The following is a 19,905-nucleotide window of genomic DNA, read 5'->3' as shown; positions in this document are numbered from 1 at the left end:
CTATGAGAGGGCTGGACCGGTGGGCCATCAGGGGCTCGAACCCTGAACCAATGGATTAAAAGTCCACTGCTCTGCCAATTGAGCTAATGGCCCGCACCGAGCAGCATAGCCCGAGGACGTCCCGCAGCCCGAAGGCATTACCGAACGGCCAGGTCACGGGGGTGCCGCGGGCCGCGCGGCGGGCCCTCGGGAAGGGCGTCACGACCGTACAACACACCGGGCCCGTACGGCACTTGTGTGCGTACGGGCCCGGTGGTGAGCGGCGTCGGTCAGCGATCAGCCGTTGCGCTTCCAGCGCGGCTTGTCCTCGCGGCGGCCGTAGGAGCCGGCGGTGGCGCCACGGTGGTCGTCACGGCGGCCGTAGGGGCGGTCACCGCCGGAGCGGTGGCCACCGGAGGAGGGGCGGCCGCCGGAGCGGTCGTCGCGGTTGAAGGGACGGTCGCCGCCGCCGGAACGGTAGCCGCCGGAGCGGTCGTCGCGGTGGAACGGGCGGCTCGGGCGGTCGCCGCGGTCGCGGTTGAAGCCGCGGTCACCGCGGTCGCGGCCGTAGCCGCCGGAACGCTCCTCACGGCGGAAGCCACCGCGGTCGTCACGACGGTCCCGGTCGAAGGAGCGGCCACCGGAACGCTCGTCCCGGTTGAAGCCACCACGGTCGTCACGGCGGTCGTCACGACGGTCCCGGCGCTCGAAACCACCCCGGTCGTCGCGGCGGTCCCGGTCGAAGGACCGGCCACCGGCGCGGTCGTCGCGACGGTCGTCACGGCGGTCGAAGGAGCGGCCGCCGGCGCGGTCGCCCCGGTCGTCCCGGCGGAAGCCACCGCGGTCGTCGCGGCGGTCGCGGTCGAAGGAGCGGCCACCGGAACGCTCGTCCCGGTTGAAGCCACCACGGTCGTCACGGCGGTCGTCACGACGGTCCCGGCGCTCGAAGTTGCCGCGGTCGTCACGGCGGTCGGAGGCGGCCGGGCGGCGCTCGTCGGCGGCGCTCCGCTCGGCGGCGGCGGCCTCGGCGGCAACCTCCGCCGCGGCGGTCTCGGCGGCGGCGGCCAGCACCTCGGCCGGGTCCTCACCGCGCTCGCGGGCGGCCCGCGCGGTCAGCCGGTCGGCCTCCTCGCGCAGCTCGCCGGCCCGGCGCTGCAGCCGCTCCAGCTCGCGGGTGAGCTGGGCGACCTCGCGCTCGGCCTGCTTGGCGGAGTTGTTGGCGGACTCGGCCTGGACCTCGGTGAGCGAACGGGCGCCGGTGATCCGGGCGACGTCCTCGTCGAAGGTGCCGGAGCCGACGATGTGCCGGGAGGCGTCCACACCGGCGTCCTCCATCAGGCGGAAGATCTGCCGGCGCTGGTGGGGCAGCGAGAGCGAGACGACCGTGCCGGACTGGCCGGCGCGGGCGGTACGGCCCGAGCGGTGCAGGTAGTCCTTGTGGTCACCGGCCGGGTCGACGTTCAGGACCAGGTCGATGCCGTCGACGTGGATGCCGCGGGCCGCGACGTCGGTGGCGACCAGCGCGTTGACGTAGCCGTCCTTGAAGTCCGCGAGGACCCGGGTGCGGGCGCCCTGGGTCATGCCGCCGTGCAGCGCGTCGGCCTTCACCCCGGCGTCCACGAGCTGCTCGGCGATGCGGTCGGCGCCCAGCTGGGTGCGGACGAAGATGATGGTGCGGCCCTTGCGGGCGGCGATGGCGGCGGTGACCGGCGCCTTGTCCTTCGGCTTCACGACCAGGACGTGGTGGGTCATGGTGGTGACGTTGCCCTGGGCGCTGTCGACCTCGTGGCTGACCGGGTCGGTCAGGTAGCGCTTGACCAGGGTGGAGATCTCGTTCTCCATCGTGGCGGAGAACAGCATCCGCTGGCCGCCCTCGGGCACCTGGTCCAGCAGCTCGGTGACCTCGGGCAGGAAGCCCAGGTCGGACATCTGGTCGGCCTCGTCGAGGACCGCGACCTGTACGTCCTCCAGGGAGCAGGCGCCGCGGTTGATGATGTCGCGCAGCCGGCCCGGGGTGGCGACGAGGATGTCGACGCCGCGCTCCAGGGCGTAGATCTGGTTGCCCATGGACGTACCGCCGCAGACGACCTTCATCTTCAGGCCGAGCACGTCGCCGTAGGGCTGGAGGGCGTCCGCGACCTGCATGGCCAGCTCACGGGTCGGGGTGAGGATGACGGCGCGCGGCTTCTTCTTCTCGGTGCGGCCGTCGGCGAGACGGGCCAGGGTGGGCAGACCGAAGGAGAGGGTCTTGCCGGAGCCGGTGCGGCCGCGGCCGAGGATGTCCTTGCCGGCCAGCGCGTCCGGGATGGTCGCGGCCTGGATCGGGAAGGGGGTCGTCACGCCGTTCTGCGCGAGCTTGCGCACGACGCCCTCGGGGAGGCCGAGGTCGGCGAAGGTGACGGTGTCGGTGTCGGTGTCGGTGTCGGCGCCTGCGTCGGCTGCGGTGTCGGCCTGGGCGTCGGCCTGGGCTTCCGCGTCGGACCCGGCCGTGGCCTCGGTCACCTCGGCGGTCTGCCGCTCGTCCTGTTCGTCGTTCGCGGGCAGGACGGACTGGTCAGTGGAAATGGACATGCGAAATGCGAAACCTTCCGGAGTCTCGGCACGCGCCCAAACTCCGTGTGTTTCACAACGACCGCCTCAATGCGGTCAGCCACGGCAAGGGAGAGAACGCGCCACGCGGCGCGCTTCTTTTCTGGCGCCGGGCAAATGGGATCAAACGATCTACCACCATACGCACTCCGCCCCCCGTATGGCAAATAAGCCGCTGACCTGGGTTTACGGGCCGGGCCCCGGGGCCTTCCGGTGCGAGCCCCGCCCCCGGCTCCCCCGTCGGCCCCGCCTCATGCCCCCTCGTCCATGGTGCCCGACTGCCCCGGCTCACCCGCCTCCCCCGGACCGATGAGGGACGACATCGGCGAGACCGGGGACGGACCGGACGCCTGGGCGCTCGGCGGGGACGAAGGGGTGCTCGGCGGCGGGGTCGGGGCGGCGGTGGGCGTGCTGGGGGGCGTGGGGGTGGCGGGCGGGGCGGACGGCCGGGTGGAGTGGGACGGCGAGGGGCCGGCGGGTCCGGGCGCGCCGCCGTGGCCGCCGGAGCCGCCCGCGCCGGGCTCCGGACCCGAGGGCTCCACCGGACCGGGTGTCGCACCCTCCTCGGACGGCTTCGGCTTCGCGGACTTCGACTTCTTGCCCGGCTTCTCGTCACCGCCGGCCGGCCGGGCCTCGCCGTTGCGGCCCAGCTGCCGCGCTCCGGCGCCGCGCCCGTCGGCGGTCGGTCCGCCGGGCCCGGGCTGCCCGCCCTCGCCGTCGTGCCGCGCGGCGCCGCCGGACGGCTTGGGCTGCCCCGGGTCGCTGACGCTCATGCAGCCGGCCAGGGACGCGGCCAGCGCGGAGAGGGTCACGACGGTGACGGCGGCACGGGACAACGCCCGGCCCGCCGGCGACGGCGCGGCGGACGGCTGCGGCACGGACGACCGGGAGCCCGGCGACGGCGCGGCGGACGGCTGCGGTGCCGGCGACTGCGGCGACGGCGCCGGTGGTGTCGGCGGCCGCGGCACCGCGGGCACGGCGGGCGGCGGGGTGGGGGACGGCGAGGGGCGGTAGGGGCTCGGGCGCACGGCGGGACCTCCGGATCCGGAGCGCAGGGACGGCGGCACGGACGCCCTGCCCAACTCCCGCCCCCCACTTGAGGACACGCGCCCCGCGCCGCCGATCACGCCGGGGCGCCGCCGCGGCTCAGCCGTAGCCGAGCGAATGCAGCCGGGCGTCGTCGATGCCGAAGTGGTGCGCGATCTCGTGAACGACCGTCACCTCGGCCTCGGCGACCACGTCCTCCCGCGTCGCGCACATCCGGAGCGTCGGCCCCCGGTAGATCGTGATCCGGTCCGGCAGCACGCCCGCGTACCACTCACCGCGGTCGGTCAGCGGCGTCCCCTCGTACAGCCCGAGCAGCTCGGGGTCGTCGGCCGGCGGCTCGTCCTCGACGAAGACCGCCACGTTGTCCATCAGCCGGGTCAGGTCCGGCGGGATCCGGTCCAGCGCCTCGGCGACCAGTTCCTCGAACTCCTCGCGCGTCATTTCCAGCACACCACCATTCTCCGCCACCGATCCCCGCCTCCGATCGTCGCGGCCCGCCCGCCGTCCCGCACCACCACCGACGTCGCCACGCCCTGATTGACGGGCACCGTGCCCGGGCATACGGGGCCAATGGCCCGTGCTGAGCGCTCCCGGACATCGGCCCCCGACCTGCCGCGAAACCCCCTGCTCCGGTGGCTGCCCCGCCCGTTCCGCCCCTCGTGGCGTCCGAGGCGGGACCGGCCGCACGGCGTATCCGCGCCGCCCGGAACCGTCCGCCGCCCCTCCCGCTTCCGCCGTACGGAACCCGCGGTCGGCCCCCTCGACCCGCCGCGTCCGCTGGCCCGTTCGCTCGGCCTGATAGCCGTGACCGCGCTCGGCTCCTGGCTGGGGCTGCTCCTCATAGGCACCGTGCACGCCCCGGTCGGCCCGATGGACACCAGCATGTCCCTGCGCCCCTCACTGACCGGCGGCACCCGGATCGACGTGGCGCCGCTCGGCGACCTGGAGCTGAGCAGCCACTACGCGCCGCTGCGGCTCGACGTCGACGTGGACCGGCTGGACCCGGTCCGCTCGCAGGCGCTGGTCGCCCACCCCGAGCGGTTCGCCGGCCTCCAGGACGAGGTCACCCATGACGTCTCCCGCGGCGCCCTCCGGCTGGCGGCGCACTCCTGCCTCGCCGTGGCCGCCGGCGCCACCGCGCTGGGCCTGGTCGTCTACCGCCGCCCGCGCCGCGCCCTGGCGTGCGGCGGCCTGGCACTCGCCCTGCTCGGCGCCTCGGCCGGCACCGCGTACGCCACCTGGAAGCCGGACTCGGTCCTGGAGCCGAAGTTCTCCGGGCTGCTGTCCTCGGCCCCGTCCGTGGTCGGCAACGCGCGCAGCATCGTCAGCGAATTCGACGTGTACCAGAAGGAGTTGGCGCGGCTGGTCACCAACGTCACCAAGCTCTACGACGCCACCTCGACGCTGCCGGCGTACCAGCCCGACCCCAGCACCCTCCGCGTCCTGCACGTCTCCGACATCCACCTGAACCCGGCCAGCTGGCGGATCATCGCCTCCCTGGTGAAGCAGTACCGGATCAACGTGATCGTCGACACCGGCGACACCATGGACCACGGCTCGGCCGCCGAGAACCACTTCCTCGACGCGGCGTCCACGCTCGGCGCGCCGTACGTGTGGGTGCGCGGCAACCACGACTCGCGCACCACGCAGAAGTACCTGTCCGGCCGCCGGCACGTCACCGTCCTCGACAACGGCCGGGTCGTCCGGGTCGCCGGGGTACGGATCGCGGGCACCGGCGATCCGCAGTTCACCCCGGACCGCTCGGTCGTGGCGGCCGGGGACGCGGCCGAGCGCGCCGCCGGCCGCCGGCTCGCCGACGTACTGCGCACCGAGCGGCTGGCCGGGACGCCGGTCGACCTCGCGCTGGCGCACAACCCGGCCGCCGTGACGGAGACCGACGGGCTGGTCCCGCTGGCGCTGGCCGGCCACATCCACCACCGCGAGAACACCACGCTCCCCGGGGGCACCCGGCTGATGGTCGAGGGCTCCACGGGTGGTGGCGGACTGCGCGCGGTGCAGAACAAGAAGCCCGCCCCGGTCCAGGCGTCGGTGCTCTATCTGGACCGCAGGACCAAGCGGCTGCAGGCGTGGGACGAGATCACGCTGGGCGGGCTGGGTCTGTCCCGCGCCGAGGTCAGCCGCCATCTGCCGCGGGAGAACCAGCCCGGCGCCACGCCGGCGCCGACCCGCTCCGCTCACCCGTCCGCCTCGTCCTCCGGCCCTTCCCCCCGCCGGTCCTCCGGCCGCTCACCGGGGCCTTTCTCGCGGCCGACCAGGACGCCTTCCGACGGCTCCGGGTAAACCGTTTTGGCGAACGGCCCGCCCATCCCATATGCTTCTCACGTCCCCGACGGCGCCGGTAACGACGCCAAGGAGGCCACCAGCCCTCATCGTCTAGTGGCCCAGGACGCCGCCCTTTCAAGGCGGTAGCACGGGTTCGAATCCCGTTGGGGGCACGCATCACCGTGTGTGAGAATGGTTCAGGCCGGTTTCACGCAATGCAAGGTCCTGTGGAGCAGTTTGGAGTGCTCGCCACCCTGTCAAGGTGGAGGCCGCGGGTTCAAATCCCGTCAGGACCGCTGCGGCTGGGTAGCTCAGTTGGTACGAGCGATCGCCTGAAAAGCGATAGGTCGCCGGTTCGACCCCGGCCCCAGCCACACCCTTTGGACGAAGGCCCCGGTTCCTCGAACCGGGGCCTTCGTCGTTGCGCCGGCCACTTCCCCCTCCCCATGCCCCTCGGGCGGCACCGTCGGCCAAGCCGCCGATGTCCGGCATTCCCGTGCAGGAGCCGTAAGCGGGCGGGAGCCCGGCCGGGCCGGCAAATGGTTCGCCAGTCGTTCACCCGAGGTGAGATCCTGGGGGACGTATGTCCAGTCAGCCTGCCTCCGCCCTGCCCGACGGCATCTCCTCCACCCCGCCCGGCACCGCTGCTCCCACCCTCCCCGCGCTGCTTGAGCGCCTGCCCGAGCTGATGCTGCGCGATGCGCAGCGGCTGGGGCGCCGGCTCGACGGCGCGCGCCGGATCCGTAAGCCCGAAGCCCGGGCGGCCGTGCTCGCCGAGATCGCCGACGGCATCGACGAGGCCGAGCTGCGGGTCGGCCAGCGGCGCGCCGCGGTCCCGGAGATCACGTATCCGGAAGAGCTGCCGGTCAGCCAGAAGAAGGACGACATCCTCGCGGCGATCCGCGACCACCAGGTCGTGATCGTGGCCGGCGAGACCGGCTCCGGCAAGACCACCCAGATCCCGAAGATCTGCCTGGAGCTCGGCCGGGGCGTGCGCGGTCTGATCGGGCACACCCAGCCGCGCCGGATCGCGGCCCGTACGGTCGCCGAACGCGTCGCGGAGGAACTGAAGACCCCGCTGGGCGAGGTGGTCGGCTGGAAGGTCCGCTTCACCGACCAGGTCGGCGCCGACACCCTCGTCAAGCTGATGACGGACGGCATCCTGCTCGCGGAGATCCAGACCGACCGCGAGCTGCGCCAGTACGACACGATCATCATCGACGAGGCGCACGAGCGCAGCCTCAACATCGACTTCATCCTCGGCTATCTGGCGCAGCTGCTGCCCCGGCGCCCCGACCTGAAGGTCGTGATCACCTCCGCGACCATCGACCCGGAGCGGTTCGCACGGCACTTCGGCTCGTTCGCCACGGTGGGGGCGGCGGGCGCCGCGTCGGGCGACGGTGACGCGGCCCCCGGCGCACCGATCGTCGAGGTGTCCGGCCGTACGTATCCGGTGGAGGTGCGCTACCGCCCCCTGCTGGAAGAGGGCGGCCAGGACGCGGACCGCGACCAGATCACCGCGATCTGCGACGCGGTGGACGAGCTGCAGGCCGAGGGGCCGGGCGACATCCTGGTCTTCCTCTCGGGCGAGCGGGAGATCCGCGACACCGCGGACGCGCTCAACAAGAAGCAGCTGCCGCACACCGAGGTGCTGCCGCTGTACGCCCGGCTGTCGCACGCCGAACAGCACCGCGTCTTCCAGCGCCATACCGGCCGCCGGATCGTGCTGGCCACGAACGTCGCCGAGACCTCGCTGACCGTGCCGGGCATCCGGTACGTCATCGACCCGGGCATGGCCCGGATCTCCCGTTACAGCTACCGCACCAAGGTCCAGCGGCTGCCCATCGAGCCCGTCTCGCAGGCCAGCGCCAACCAGCGCAAGGGCCGCTGCGGCCGGACCAGTGACGGCATCTGCATCCGGCTCTATTCCGAGGACGACTTCCTCAGCCGTCCCGAGTTCACCGACGCGGAGATCCTCCGGACGAACCTGGCCTCCGTCATCCTGCAGATGACCGCGGCGGGCCTCGGCGACATCGAGAAGTTCCCGTTCATCGATCCGCCGGACCGCCGCAACATCAAGGACGGTGTGCAGCTCCTCGAAGAGCTCGGCGCACTCGATCCGAAGCAGAAGGACCCGAAGAAGCGGCTCACGCAGACCGGCCGCAAGCTCTCCCAGCTGCCGGTCGACCCGCGGCTGGCGCGGATGGTGCTGGAGGCGGACCGCAACGGCTGCGTCCGCGAGGTCATGGTCATCGCGGCCGCGCTGTCCATCCAGGACCCGCGCGAGCGTCCGTCCGACAAGCAGCAGCAGGCCGACCAGCAGCACGCCCGCTTCAAGGACGAGACCAGCGACTTCCTGGCGTTCTTGAACCTCTGGCGCTATGTGCGCGAGCGGCAGAAGGAGCTCTCCTCGTCGGCCTTCCGCCGGATGTGCCGCAACGAGTTCCTGAACTACCTGCGGATACGCGAGTGGCAGGACATCTACTCCCAGCTGCGCACGGTCGCCAAGACGATGGGGATCCATCTGAGCGAGGAGGACGCGGCACCGGACCACATCCACACCTCCCTCCTCGCAGGTTTGCTTTCGCACATCGGCCTGAAGGACACGGACGCCAAGAACGAGTACCTCGGCGCCCGCAGCGCCAAGTTCGCGGTCTTCCCCGGCTCCGCGCTCTTCAAGAAGCCGCCGCGCTGGGTGATGTCCGCGGAGCTGGTCGAGACCTCCCGGCTGTGGGCGCGGGTGAACGCGAAGGTCGAGCCGGAGTGGATCGAGCCGCTCGCCCAGCACCTGGTGAAGCGCACGTACAGCGAGCCGCACTGGGAACAGAAGATGGCCGCGGTGATGGCGTACGAGCGGGTCACGCTCTACGGCGTCCCGATCGTCGCCCAGCGCAAGGTCAACTACGGCCGGATCGATCCGGAGACCTCGCGGGAGCTGTTCATCCGCAATGCCCTGGTCGAGGGCGATTGGCGCACCCACCACCAGTTCTTCCATGACAACCGCAAACTCCTCGGTGAGGTCGAGGAGTTGGAGCACCGCGCCCGGCGCCGCGACATCCTCGTGGACGACGAGACGCTCTTCGACTTCTACGACCGGCGGATCCCCGACCACGTCGTCTCCGGCGCCCACTTCGACTCCTGGTGGAAGACCAAGCGCCGGGACGAGCCGGAGCTGCTGAACTTCGAGCACTCGATGCTCATCAACGAATCCGCCGAGGCCGTCACCAAGGACGACTACCCGGATTCCTGGCGGCAGGGAAAGCTGAAGTTCAAGGTCACGTACCAGTTCGAGCCGGGCGCGGACGCGGACGGCGTGACCGTCCACATCCCGCTGCAGGTCCTCAACCAGGTCTCCTCCGAGGGCTTCGACTGGCAGATCCCGGGCCTGCGCGAGCAGCTGGTGACGGAGCTCATCCGGTCGCTGCCCAAGCCGATCCGGCGCAACTACGTCCCGGCGCCGAACTTCGCGGCCCGCTTCCTGGACTCCGCGGTCCCGCTGCAGGGCTCGCTGACGACCGCGCTGGCCGCCGGGCTGCAGCGGATGGTGGGCGTGCCCGTCGACCCGGCGGACTTCGACACGGCCAAGGTCCCGGACCACCTGAAGATCACGTTCCGGGTGGTCGACGAGCGGCGGCGCAAGCTCGCCGAGGCCAAGGACCTGGAGGCGCTGCGGCACAAGCTCAAGCCGAAGACCCAGGCGGCCATCTCCAAGGCCTTCGAGCAGGCCGCCGAACGGCCCGGCCGGGGCCGCAAGGGCGGCCAGGGCCCGGCCAACGAGGCGTCACCGGCCGGCGTGGAGCAGCGCACCGGCCTCACGTCCTGGACGATCGGCACCCTGCCGCGCACGGTCGAGACCCGGCGCGCGGGCCAGCTGCTGAAGGCGTATCCGGCACTGGTGGACGAGGGGAGCAGCGTCGCGGTCCGGCTCTTCGACACCGAGGCCGCGCAGCAGTCGGCGATGTGGGCGGGCACCCGCCGCCTCATCCTGCTCAACATCCCCTCCAATCCGGCCAAGTTCGCCCAGGGCAAGCTGAGCAACCAGCAGAAGCTCGCCCTGTCCCGCAATCCGCACGGCTCGATCGCGGCGCTCTTCGACGACTGCGTGACGGCCGCCGCGGACCGTCTGATCGCGGCGCGGGGCGGCCCGGCGTGGGACGAGGAGTCCTTCCGCAAGCTGTTCGACGCGGTCCGGGCCGACCTGGTGGACGTCACGCTGCGGACGATCCAGCAGGTGCAGGAGGTGCTGGCCGCGTGGCAGGCGTGCGAGCGCCGGCTGAAGGAGACCTCCTTCCCCTCGCTCCTGCCGTCGCTGACGGACGTCAAGGAGCAGCTGGCGGAGCTCATCAAGCCCGGCTTCGTGACCGCGCACGGCGCCAAGCGGCTGCCGGACCTGATGCGCTATCTGATCGCCGTCGACCGCCGTCTGACGCAGCTGCCGACCAACGCGGAGCGGGACCGCACCCGCATGGCGAAGGTGAAGGAGATGCAGGACGAATACGCCTGGCTGCTGGAGCAGTTCCCGCCGGGCCGGGCGGTGCCGGCCGAGGCCCGCGAGATCCGCTGGATGATCGAGGAGCTCCGGGTCAGCTACTTCGCGCACGCCTTGGGGACCGCGTACCCGGTCTCCGACAAGCGGATCATGAAGGCGGTGGACGCGGCGGTGCCCGCCTGAGGGGCGGCCTCCGGTAGCGAGTTCGACCGCACCCCCTGACCTGCTGTACAGTCTTGCTTCGCAGCCCGCCGCAAGCGGAAAGCGAAACGCAAGGTCCTGTGGAGCAGTTTGGAGTGCTCGCCACCCTGTCAAGGTGGAGGCCGCGGGTTCAAATCCCGTCAGGACCGCTTTTTACGGCCCGTATCCCCCGAGGATGCGGGCCGTACTGCTGCCCGGAGAGGCCGCGCCCACAGCGAAGCCGCCATCGGACACGGCACATCCCGTCAGGACCGCATCTGTTCGGCCCGCATCCTCTTGGATGCGGGCCGTTCTGCGTTTGCCGTGCGCCGGTCCGCTCCTCGTTCGCCGCGTACCGCCCGGCGCGCGCCGTCGGCTGCGCGCCGTGACGGCTTTGCTGCCCGCTGTATTGACGGGACCTTCCGGCGCCGGTACTCACTTGGGGAGGTTTGTGGGGGCCGGGGAGGTATGCACGATGACGACTGCGGTACGGCACGAAACCAGGGCGCTGCTGCGGGCTCACTTGGCGGCCGCCACGGGCTACCGGCATCTGATGCGGCACTGCCCCATCTGCCATCAGCTGCTGCGGCTCGCCATGGAGCCGCACACGGCCCGCTCCGGGCCCGCCGCGGCGCCGTCCGCGCCCGCTTCCGCCCCGGACCCCACCACGGCCGCCTGCGAGCCGTCGGCGGCCGAGGACAAAAATCCCGCGCCGCGGTGACCAAGGACGCCTGCGCGACGTCTTGTCCGGTGGCAGGGTGGGAAGCGGAAGGGCCTCTCAAGAGGCGGCAACTCCCCTACCGCAGTGGGCGGATCGCTTCAAGCGGCACGCCGTGTGACGGGAGTCACCGAACAAGTTTCGTCGGACGGGGAACTTACACCCTCCCTACAACGGGTCAATTTAATATGTGCAATTGCACCACCGCTCGGGCATCTCGAATGCCCTTTCCCGGAGTCACTCCCGAAGGCCCTCAGAGGGCCCCTGAAGGCACCGTGCGCGCCACCGGACGCCGGCCCGGGCAACAGGTGACCCGAGCCCTCTGAGCGGCCCTGGAGCGGCCGTACACAAAAAAATCGCGCTGGACCCGGCGGAGTCCAGCGCGATCGGTGACGTACCCAGATGGAGCGGGTGTGGGGCCTGTTGGGGTCAGGCGCCGCGTCGTATGAAGCTGTGTGAAGCGTGGTGGAGCAGGTCGAGCCTGGTGCGCGAAGTGGGCGTTTTCGGGTTGGGGGCCCCGAAAACGGCCTGGCTACGCGGCTTTTCAGGCCTCGCTGCGCTGCTGCGGAATGCCCGCCAGCAGTGCGCGGACCTCAGCCTCGCGGTAACGCCGGTGCCCTCCGAGCGTGCGGATGGACGTGAGCTTGCCTGCCTTGGCCCAGCGGGTGACCGTCTTGGGGTCGACACGGAACATCGTGGCAACCTCGGCAGGGGTCAGCAGCGGCTCGGCGTCAGGGGTGCGAGCGGTCATGAGCGGCCTCCTCGGGAGAACCGAACCATCACGGTTCTTTCCTCTAAATTCTGCACCTTGACCCACGTTGCCCGAAATGGCGGACGCGGGCCGAGTCGGTTATAGGACGAACGGCTTGTCCTCGGCACTACAACTACACCATCTGTCCAGCCACGTCGGCCAAACCGATGGAATTGCCCTCTCAGGTGTTCAACCTCGGCGGATGCCGATGGACCGTGCCATAGCGGACAGTCACCCGGCCGTGACGATCAGTCACAGCGTGCTCAGCCGCCACGAGACCCCTCAAGGACCGCAATACCGATCTATCCGCCCTTAGTTGGACGGAAGGAGCCCGCGTCGGGCTCCTTGTCCTATTTTGGCACGAGGAAGAGGCTTGCTAGCAAGACCCGAAGTAAGTGCTTTAGGTCACGCTTGAGGCAATCGCCCGGTTAGGGACCTACGTCCCTTACCGCCCGACCGCCGCGAAGCGAGCACCGTACGACAGCACCGTGAACTCGGGAAAGGGTTCGGCCGGTCAGCTGGAGAACTGACGTTCGCGGATCGCGCGCCACCGTCGGGAGAGCTTCTCGTACGCGGCACCGGCCCGCTCGCCGTCCCCCTCGCGCAGCGCCGCCAGTCCCTCCGCCACCTCGGCGGCGGAACGGTCCTCGGCGAGCTGCCCCTCGGGCACCGCGTGCACCAGCCCTCCGTAGTCCAGCTCCACGAGCGAGCGCGGGTGGAATTCTTCGAGCCAGCGCCCCACATCTACCAGGCCGTCGATCAGCGGGCCCTCTTCCAGGGCGTTCCGCAGCGTCCGCAGCGCCCGCGCGACCCGCCGTCTGGCCTGCACCATCGGCGTTCGGTAACGCAGCACGGTCCCCTCGTCACCCTCCGCGTACTCCCGCTCGGCGTCGTCGAAGAGCACGAACCAGCGCACCGGGACGTGCCAGGACGCGCCGCGGATCCACGGCCGGGCGTCGGGGTTGCGCTCCCGCCACTGCTCGTAGTCCGTGGCGGCCTGCCGGCGCACCACCGGGGGCAGCGCCGCGTCGAGCACCGCCGCCGGCAGCAGCTCCTCCAGCCCCTCCAGGGCCTGCCAGCCGCGCAGCCGGGTGCGCCAGGGGCAGACGCACACCACCTCGTTCACGACCGCGACGAAGGCGTCCGCGCTCTCGTGGACCGGGACCGGCACCGGCGGGGTCGGCAGCAGATCGGCCAGCGCCCGGCGCTGCTCGTCCTGGGCGGTGGGGGTGTCCTCCCGCTTGGCATAGCGCGCCCAGTGGGAGCGCTCCGGCTCGGGGAACGCTGCCAGCGGCTCGTAGACCCGCAGATATGCCATGTACGGGACGTTCACCGATGACGCCAGGGCCACACCCGCTCCTTACGAGGGAAGTCCACCGCCCAAGGACCCGCCGCACGGCGTGCCCGACACGCCCATGGGCCCCCGACCGGCCTGCGATACGACCAGATCGTCCCACGTCCGTCCCCCGGGAGAGGGTGATCCTCGGCACCTGACCGATCAACCGCCGCCGCAGGTCTTACGCTCTTCCCAACCGGCCCTCCCCACCCGTAGGAGGGCGTCCTTCGCGACTTATGGGAGTCACCACCGTGACTGACGTACGTCCGGCCCCCGCCGGCACCGACGGCGGCGTTCTGCACACCCTGTTCCGATCGGAACAAGGGGGCCATGAGCAGGTCGTTCTCTGCCAGGACCGGGCCAGTGGCCTGAAGGCAGTGATCGCCATCCACAGCACCGCGCTGGGCCCCGCACTCGGCGGCACCCGCTTCCACGCCTACGCCTCCGAGGAGGAGGCCGTGCTGGACGCACTGAACCTGTCGCGCGGCATGTCCTACAAGAACGCCCTCGCCGGGCTGGACCACGGCGGCGGCAAAGCCGTGATCATCGGCGACCCCGATCTGATCAAGTCCGAGGAACTGCTGCTCGCCTACGGCCGGTTCGTGGCCTCGCTCGGCGGCCGCTACGTCACCGCGTGCGACGTCGGCACGTACGTCGCCGACATGGACGTGGTCGCCCGTACGAACAAGTGGACCACCGGCCGCTCCCCCGCCAACGGCGGCGCCGGCGACTCCTCCGTCCTGACCGCCTACGGCGTCTTCCAGGGCATGCGCGCCTCGGCGCAGGCCCTGTGGGGCGATCCGACGCTGCGCGGGCGCAAGGTGGGCGTCGCCGGTGTGGGCAAGGTCGGGCACCTCCTCGTCGAGCACCTCCTCAAGGACGGTGCCGAGGTCGTGATCACGGACGTCCGGGCCGACGCGGTGGCGCGGGTCCGGGCCGAGCACCCGCAGGTCACCGTGGTCGCGGACACCGAGGCGCTGATCCGCACCGAGGGCCTGGACGTGTACGCGCCGTGCGCGCTGGGCGGGGCGCTCAGCGACGACTCGGTGCCGGTGCTCACCGCGAAGGTGGTCTGTGGTGCGGCCAACAACCAGCTCGCGCACCCCGGCGTCGAGAAGGACCTCTCCGACCGCGGCATCCTCTACGCCCCCGACTACGTCGTGAACGCCGGCGGTGTCATCCAGGTGGCCGACGAGCTGCACGGCTTCGACTTCGACCGCTGCAAGACCAAGGCGGCGAAGATCTTCGACACCACGCTGGCGATATTCGCTCGTGCGAAGGCGGACGGAATCCCGCCGGCGGCGGCCGCCGACCGGCTGGCGGAGCAGCGGATGGCGGAGGCGCGGCGGAGCTGACCGAAAGTTCCGGCCAGGACGGCCGGAAACACAACCTTGCGCGGCCCGCCACGGCCGGTCGGGGAGACATCCCTCACCACCCGTCGGCGGGTCGCCGTACGGGACAGGTTAAAATCGCAGTTGACCAGCGGGGACGGGGCACCCTGAAGGTCGTGCCGAGCGGCGGGTGATGCGGGCGACGTACCGTATGGCCGCGGAAGCAGGTACCGTTAAAGCTCTACGGGCCGGTCTCTCTGTCGAGAGCCCGCTCTGATCCATGAACGCGTGTCAAGACTCTGGGGCCATCGAGCCCCGTCACTGAGGGGGTCGACCCATGGGGCGCGGCCGGGCCAAGGCCAAGCAGACAAAGGTCGCCCGCCAGCTGAAGTACAACAGCGGTGGGACGGATCTCTCAGCACTGGCCAGCGAGCTGGGTGCAACTACGGCGCCGTCGAGCCAGCAGCCTCCGAACGCGGAGCCGTTCGAGGATGACGAAGACGACCCGTATGCACGGTACGCAGAGCTGTACAACAACGATGATGACGAGGACGAGGGCGACTCCTCCCAGCAGCGTCGTCGCGCTTGACGTTCTGCACGCTCGCGGCACCCGCTAACAGCATCACGGACCCGGTCCTGGGCATCGCCCGGGCCGGGTTTTGTGCTGCCCGGAACGCCAGCGTCCGGACGCCGGTCCGCCGGGAACCGGCCGTGCCGGTCCGCCGGGGAGGCGACGTAGCGGCGGCCGCACCGGCGGGTGCCGGCGCGGCGGCCGATCGGCTCAGGCGGCGTAGTCACCGGTCAGGGTCACCGCGTCGGCGTGGTCGCCGCGCTCGACGATCTCACCGCTGACCCAGGCGTCCACCCCGCGGTCGGCGAGCGTGGTCAGCGCCACGTCCACCGACTCCTGCGGGACGACGGCGATCATGCCGACGCCCATGTTCAGGGTCTTCTCCAGCTCCAGGCGCTCGACCGAGCCGGCCTTGCCGACCAGGTCGAAGACCGGGCCCGGCGTCCAGGTCGCGCGGTCGACGGTGGCGTGCAGCCCGTCCGGGACGACCCGGGCCAGGTTGTTGGCGAGACCGCCGCCGGTGATGTGGGAGAAGGCGTGGACCTCGGTGGTGCGGGTCAGCGCCAGGCAGTCCAGCGAGTAGATCTTCGTGGGCTCCAGGAGCTCCTCGCCCAGGGTCCGGCCGAACTCGGCGACCTCCTGGTCGAGGGCCATCCCGGCCCGCTCGAAGAGGACATGCCGGACCAGGGAGTACCCGTTCGAGTGAAGTCCGGACGAGGCCATCGCGATCACCGCATCGCCCGTACGGATGCGCTCCGCGCCCAGCAGCCGGTCCGCCTCGACGACGCCCGTACCGGCGCCGGCCACGTCGAACTCGTCCGCGCCCAGCAGGCCCGGGTGTTCCGCGGTCTCGCCGCCGACCAGCGCACAGCCGGCCAGCACGCAGCCCTCGGCGATGCCCTTGACGATCGCCGCGACCCGCTCCGGGTAGACCTTGCCGACGCAGATGTAGTCGGTCATGAACAGCGGCTCGGCGCCGCACACGACCAGGTCGTCGACGACCATGCCGACGAGGTCGTGGCCGATGGTGTCGTAGACGCCCATCTTGCGGGCGATGTCGACCTTGGTGCCGACGCCGTCGGTGGCCGAGGCCAGCAGCGGGCGTTCGTAGCGCTTGAGGGCGGAGGCGTCGAAGAGGCCGGCGAAGCCCCCGAGCCCACCGACGACCTCGGGGCGGGTGGCCTTCTTCACCCACTCCTTCATCAGGTCCACGGCGCGGTCGCCGGCTTCGATGTCGACGCCCGCGCTCGCGTAGCTGGCGCCGGAAGGTTCAGCGGACATGGCTGAGAACTTTCGTGTCGTGTGTGTACGAGCTCTACGGGCGACGCAGCGCGTCGGCCCCGCCGACCCCGGCGGTGAGCGTCTGGACGCCGTCCACGTCGGACTTCGTCGGTACCGCGGTCTCCGACTCCAGGAGGTGCTTGCCCAGCAGCTCAGGGTCGGGCAGCTCCATCGGGTACTCGCCGTCGAAGCAGGCGCGGCACAGATTCGGCTTGGCGATCGTGGTCGCCTCGATCATGCCGTCGATGGAGATGTACGCGAGCGAGTCGGCGCCCAGCGATTTGCCGATCTCTTCGACGCTCAGCCCGTTGGCGATCAGCTCCGCGCGGGTGGCGAAGTCGATGCCGAAGAAGCACGGCCACTTGATGGGCGGCGAGGAGATCCGGATGTGGACCTCGGCCGCACCGGCCTCGCGCAGCATCCGCACCAGCGCGCGCTGGGTGTTGCCGCGGACGATCGAGTCGTCGACGACCACCAGGCGCTTGCCGCGGATGACTTCCTTGAGCGGGTTGAGCTTGAGGCGGATGCCGAGCTGGCGGATGGTCTGCGAGGGCTGGATGAAGGTCCGGCCGACGTAGGAGTTCTTGACCAGGCCGGACCCGTACGGGATGCCGCTGGCCTCGGCGTAGCCGACCGCGGCGGGGGTGCCGGACTCGGGCGTCGCTATCACCAGGTCCGCGTCGGCGGGCGCCTCGGCGGCCAGCTTGCGGCCCATCTCCACGCGGGAGAGGTACACGTTCCGGCCAGCGATGTCGGTGTCCGGGCGGGCGAGGTAGACGTACTCGAAGACGCAGCCCTTGGGGCGGGCCTCGGCGAAGCGGCTGCTGCGCAGGCCGTCCTCGTCGATGGCGACCATCTCGCCGGGCTCGATCTCCCGGATGAAGCTGGCGCCGACGATGTCCAGGGCGGCGGTCTCGGAGGCCAGCACCCAGCCGCGCTCCAGGCGGCCGAGGACCAGCGGGCGGATGCCCTGCGGGTCGCGGGCGGCGTAGAGCGTGTGCTCGTCCATGAAGCAGAGCGAGAAGGCGCCCTTGACCTTGGGCAGGACGCGCGGGGCGGCCTCCTCGACGGTCAGCGGCTTGCCGTCCTCGTCGACCTGGCCGGCGAGCAGGGCGGTCACCAGGTCGGTGTCGTTGGTGGCCGCGACCTGGGTGGCCCGGCCGCCCTCGCGGGGCAGCGCGGCGACCATCTCGGCCAGCTCGGCGGTGTTGACGAGGTTGCCGTTGTGGCCGAGCGCGATGGAACCGTGCGCGGTGGCACGGAACGTCGGCTGGGCGTTCTCCCACACCGAGGCACCGGTGGTGGAGTAGCGGGCATGGCCCACGGCGATATGGCCCTGGAGGGAGCCGAGGGAAGTCTCGTCGAAGACCTGGGAGACCAGGCCCATGTCCTTGAAAACGAGGATCTGGGAGCCGTTGCTCACTGCGATGCCCGCGGACTCCTGTCCACGGTGCTGCAGCGCGTACAGCCCGAAATAGGTGAGTTTGGCGACCTCTTCACCCGGAGCCCAGACACCGAAGACGCCACATGCGTCCTGGGGGCCCTTCTCGCCGGGGAGCAGGTCGTGGTTGAGTCGTCCGTCACCACGTGGCACGCCCTTGAGTCTAGGGCAGGTCGCGGATTCATCCGAACCGGGGATGGCCGCGCACCTGGATGAGTGCATGAAAGAGACGGGAAGCGCGCTTGACGTGGTCACGGCCACGCGGACAGGATTTCCGCCCGTGCGGACCCCGCAGCCCTTGGCGCACCTGGTGTGTTGCCGGGCGCTCCGCTCCGCGCGGCATCTGGCCGGCCGGCGCCACAGCGACCTCGGTCGCGTCGCGAGCACCCTCTGCCGCTGAGCATCAGCAGCGTAGCTGCGGGTGACGACGGGTCCGGCGGATCTCCCGGACCACCGCTCTGAGCTGGCCTTTCGCCACACCCTCACACCTTCCGGCCGCCCATCCGGAATGCCCCTTTCGCGCCGTACGCACCGCATGCCGTGCATGCGGCCCGGCGTTCTGGTGTGAGATACGCGACGCCGCCCGTTCGCCGCCGTCCCCGGGGCCGCGCGCGCCGCGCCCCGCCCCGGGACGACCACTCCGAAAGAGCCGAACCCACGCCGTCCGCCGACCCCGCCCGCGCCGCCTCGATGGCGGCCGTCAGGCCATGACCGGCAGGTGGTCACCGAGGCCGGCCCGCTCGCCGCTGGCGCTGACCGTCGCGGCGGCCAGCTCCGCGTCCCAGGACGTCCGGCCGGTGGCCAGGCGTATCCAGGTCAGCGGGTCGGTCTCGACGACGTTCGGCGGGGTACCGCGGGTGTGCCGGGGGCCCTCGACGCACTGCACCACGGCGAACGGCGGGACCCGGACCTCGACCGACCCGCCGGGCGCCTTGACGGCCAGCGCATCGGCCAGCAGCCGCGTCGTGGTGGCCAGCGCCTGGCGGTCGTACGGGATCTCCGCGCCGGTCGCCGCGGCCAGGTCGTCGGTGTGCACGACGAGTTCGACGCAGCGGGTGACCAGATAGTCGGCCAGCCGCATCGCGCCGGGCCGGGCGGCCACCAGGCGCTGCGTACCCTCCGGCGGCAGGACCCGCTCGATCTCCTCCGCGGTGCGCGCCAGCAGCTCCACGGGGTCGTTGCCGGACGCCAGCGCGCGGGTGTCCGCATCGATCCCGGCGGCGAGCGGCGCGGTGGCGAACGGCCAGTCCAGCAGGGCGGTCGTCACCTGCGGCGGGGCGGGCAGCGCCAGCGCCCGCGGCACGCTGCCGACCGCCAGCGCCAGATGCACCGCGAGGTCCCGCACCGTCCAGCCGCCCAGCCGGGTCGGCCGCGCGAACTGATCGGCCGTCAGCTCGCCCACGGCCGCGCGGACGTGCGCGAACTGCGCGAGGACGGCGGCTCGGGTCTTCTTCTCGTCGTACTGGCGGGAGCGCGACTTCCGGGCGGCGGGAGACATGCGATCAGCGTAAGCGGCAGCACTGACAACCGCCCCGCCCTTGCGTGAACGCACCCCGCCCCCGCGCGCGGAAACGGCCCGCCAGACGTACTGGCGGGCCGTTCCGGCCGGGAAGGATCCGGGCCACCGGTGGACGGGGCCCGGGACGGGACGTCAGGCAATCAGCCCCGGGATGGTGCCTTCATGAGCCGTGCGCAGTTCGTTGAGCGGAATGGTGAACTGGCCCTGGACGTCGATCTCTTCGCCGTCGACGACGCCGATGCGGGTGGCCGGCAGGCCCCGGGCGTTGCACATGTCGGTGAAGCGGACTTCCTCGCTCCGGGGCACGGCGACGACCGCGCGGCCCGCCGACTCGGAGAAGAGGAAGGTGAACGCGTCCAGCCCGTCAGGCACGACGAGGCGGGCGCCGGT

General features: G+C 71.5%; 15 protein-coding genes and 5 tRNA genes. 10 read left to right on the top strand and 10 right to left on the bottom strand.

The annotated features are described in order from the left end of the window. Nucleotides 1-20: 20 nt before the first annotated feature. The 3 genes from AB0G35_RS29760 to AB0G35_RS29750 all read right to left on the bottom strand — a co-directional run bounded on the left by AB0G35_RS29760 (nucleotide 21) and on the right by AB0G35_RS29750 (nucleotide 3,380). Nucleotides 21-93, bottom strand: a tRNA-Lys gene (locus AB0G35_RS29760). Between the two features lie 183 nt (nucleotides 94-276). Then, nucleotides 277-2,550, bottom strand: a complete 2,274-nt coding sequence (locus tag AB0G35_RS29755) for a DEAD/DEAH box helicase (RefSeq protein WP_360955909.1) — start codon at nucleotides 2,548-2,550, stop codon at nucleotides 277-279. Nucleotides 2,551-2,819: 269 nt separating this feature from the next. After that, nucleotides 2,820-3,380 (bottom strand): hypothetical protein, encoded by a 561-nt coding sequence (locus AB0G35_RS29750; protein WP_360955907.1) that lies wholly within the window; start codon nucleotides 3,378-3,380, stop codon nucleotides 2,820-2,822. Nucleotides 3,381-3,384: 4 nt separating this feature from the next. On the opposite strand from AB0G35_RS29750, the gene AB0G35_RS29745 reads away from it, so the two are divergent. Beyond that, a complete protein-coding gene (locus tag AB0G35_RS29745; protein WP_360955905.1) occupies nucleotides 3,385-3,582 on the top strand; it encodes a hypothetical protein in 198 nt (65 codons plus the stop codon). A 132-nt stretch (nucleotides 3,583-3,714) separates the two neighbouring features. Here the strand turns inward: AB0G35_RS29745 and AB0G35_RS29740 are convergent, their stop codons facing one another. Next, on the bottom strand, nucleotides 3,715-4,065 hold the full coding sequence (locus tag AB0G35_RS29740) for a metallopeptidase family protein (protein ID WP_261956917.1): 351 nt from the start codon (nucleotides 4,063-4,065) through the stop codon (nucleotides 3,715-3,717). Nucleotides 4,066-4,185: 120 nt separating this feature from the next. On the opposite strand from AB0G35_RS29740, the gene AB0G35_RS29735 reads away from it, so the two are divergent. The 7 genes from AB0G35_RS29735 to AB0G35_RS29705 all read left to right on the top strand — a co-directional run bounded on the left by AB0G35_RS29735 (nucleotide 4,186) and on the right by AB0G35_RS29705 (nucleotide 11,288). Beyond that, on the top strand, nucleotides 4,186-5,916 hold the full coding sequence (locus AB0G35_RS29735) for a metallophosphoesterase (RefSeq protein WP_360955903.1): 1,731 nt from the start codon (nucleotides 4,186-4,188) through the stop codon (nucleotides 5,914-5,916). A gap of 82 nt (nucleotides 5,917-5,998) precedes the next feature. Next, nucleotides 5,999-6,071: transfer RNA gene (locus tag AB0G35_RS29730), tRNA-Glu, on the top strand. Nucleotides 6,072-6,119: 48 nt separating this feature from the next. After that, nucleotides 6,120-6,194 (top strand) — tRNA-Asp (locus AB0G35_RS29725). A gap of 4 nt (nucleotides 6,195-6,198) precedes the next feature. Then, nucleotides 6,199-6,272 (top strand) — tRNA-Phe (locus AB0G35_RS29720). A gap of 209 nt (nucleotides 6,273-6,481) precedes the next feature. Beyond that, nucleotides 6,482-10,570 (top strand): ATP-dependent RNA helicase HrpA, encoded by a 4,089-nt coding sequence (gene hrpA, locus AB0G35_RS29715; protein ID WP_360955901.1) that lies wholly within the window; start codon nucleotides 6,482-6,484, stop codon nucleotides 10,568-10,570. A 92-nt stretch (nucleotides 10,571-10,662) separates the two neighbouring features. Next, nucleotides 10,663-10,737: transfer RNA gene (locus AB0G35_RS29710), tRNA-Asp, on the top strand. Nucleotides 10,738-11,042: 305 nt separating this feature from the next. Next, nucleotides 11,043-11,288: a DUF6274 family protein gene (locus AB0G35_RS29705; RefSeq protein ID WP_360955899.1), complete on the top strand. Its 246-nt coding sequence runs from the start codon at nucleotides 11,043-11,045 to the stop codon at nucleotides 11,286-11,288. Nucleotides 11,289-11,829: 541 nt separating this feature from the next. Here the strand turns inward: AB0G35_RS29705 and bldC are convergent. Then, nucleotides 11,830-12,036 (bottom strand): developmental transcriptional regulator BldC, encoded by a 207-nt coding sequence (gene bldC, locus AB0G35_RS29700; RefSeq protein WP_003949541.1) that lies wholly within the window; start codon nucleotides 12,034-12,036, stop codon nucleotides 11,830-11,832. 514 nt (nucleotides 12,037-12,550) lie between these two features. Next, nucleotides 12,551-13,387 carry a hypothetical protein gene (locus AB0G35_RS29695; RefSeq protein ID WP_360955897.1) on the bottom strand — a complete coding sequence of 279 codons (837 nt, stop codon included), beginning with the start codon at nucleotides 13,385-13,387 and terminating at the stop codon, nucleotides 12,551-12,553. 221 nt (nucleotides 13,388-13,608) lie between these two features. Between AB0G35_RS29695 and AB0G35_RS29690 the strand changes: the two genes are divergently transcribed. Both AB0G35_RS29690 and AB0G35_RS29685 read left to right on the top strand, forming a co-directional pair. After that, nucleotides 13,609-14,727: a Glu/Leu/Phe/Val dehydrogenase dimerization domain-containing protein gene (locus AB0G35_RS29690; RefSeq protein WP_360955895.1), complete on the top strand. Its 1,119-nt coding sequence runs from the start codon at nucleotides 13,609-13,611 to the stop codon at nucleotides 14,725-14,727. Nucleotides 14,728-15,040: 313 nt separating this feature from the next. Beyond that, nucleotides 15,041-15,292, top strand: coding sequence for a DUF3073 domain-containing protein (locus tag AB0G35_RS29685; protein ID WP_360955893.1), 252 nt, complete (start codon nucleotides 15,041-15,043; stop codon nucleotides 15,290-15,292). A gap of 192 nt (nucleotides 15,293-15,484) precedes the next feature. On the opposite strand, the gene purM is transcribed toward AB0G35_RS29685, so the two are convergent. The 4 genes from purM to AB0G35_RS29665 all read right to left on the bottom strand — a co-directional run. Next, nucleotides 15,485-16,555: a phosphoribosylformylglycinamidine cyclo-ligase gene (gene purM / locus AB0G35_RS29680; protein ID WP_360955891.1), complete on the bottom strand. Its 1,071-nt coding sequence runs from the start codon at nucleotides 16,553-16,555 to the stop codon at nucleotides 15,485-15,487. Between the two features lie 34 nt (nucleotides 16,556-16,589). Continuing rightward, nucleotides 16,590-18,149: an amidophosphoribosyltransferase gene (gene purF / locus AB0G35_RS29675; RefSeq protein WP_360955889.1), complete on the bottom strand. Its 1,560-nt coding sequence runs from the start codon at nucleotides 18,147-18,149 to the stop codon at nucleotides 16,590-16,592. Between the two features lie 547 nt (nucleotides 18,150-18,696). Then, nucleotides 18,697-19,494: a sterol carrier family protein gene (locus AB0G35_RS29670; protein ID WP_360955887.1), complete on the bottom strand. Its 798-nt coding sequence runs from the start codon at nucleotides 19,492-19,494 to the stop codon at nucleotides 18,697-18,699. Nucleotides 19,495-19,647: 153 nt separating this feature from the next. After that, a partial coding sequence (locus tag AB0G35_RS29665; protein WP_360955885.1) for an AIR synthase-related protein occupies nucleotides 19,648-19,905 on the bottom strand: 258 nt, incomplete at its 5' end.

The sequence above is a fragment of the Streptomyces sp. NPDC021749 genome, from assembly GCF_040640655.1.
GTDB lineage: Bacteria > Actinomycetota > Actinomycetes > Streptomycetales > Streptomycetaceae > Streptomyces.
Note: the sequence above shows the minus strand (reverse complement) of the source record. Positions and strands in the feature narration are given on the sequence as shown.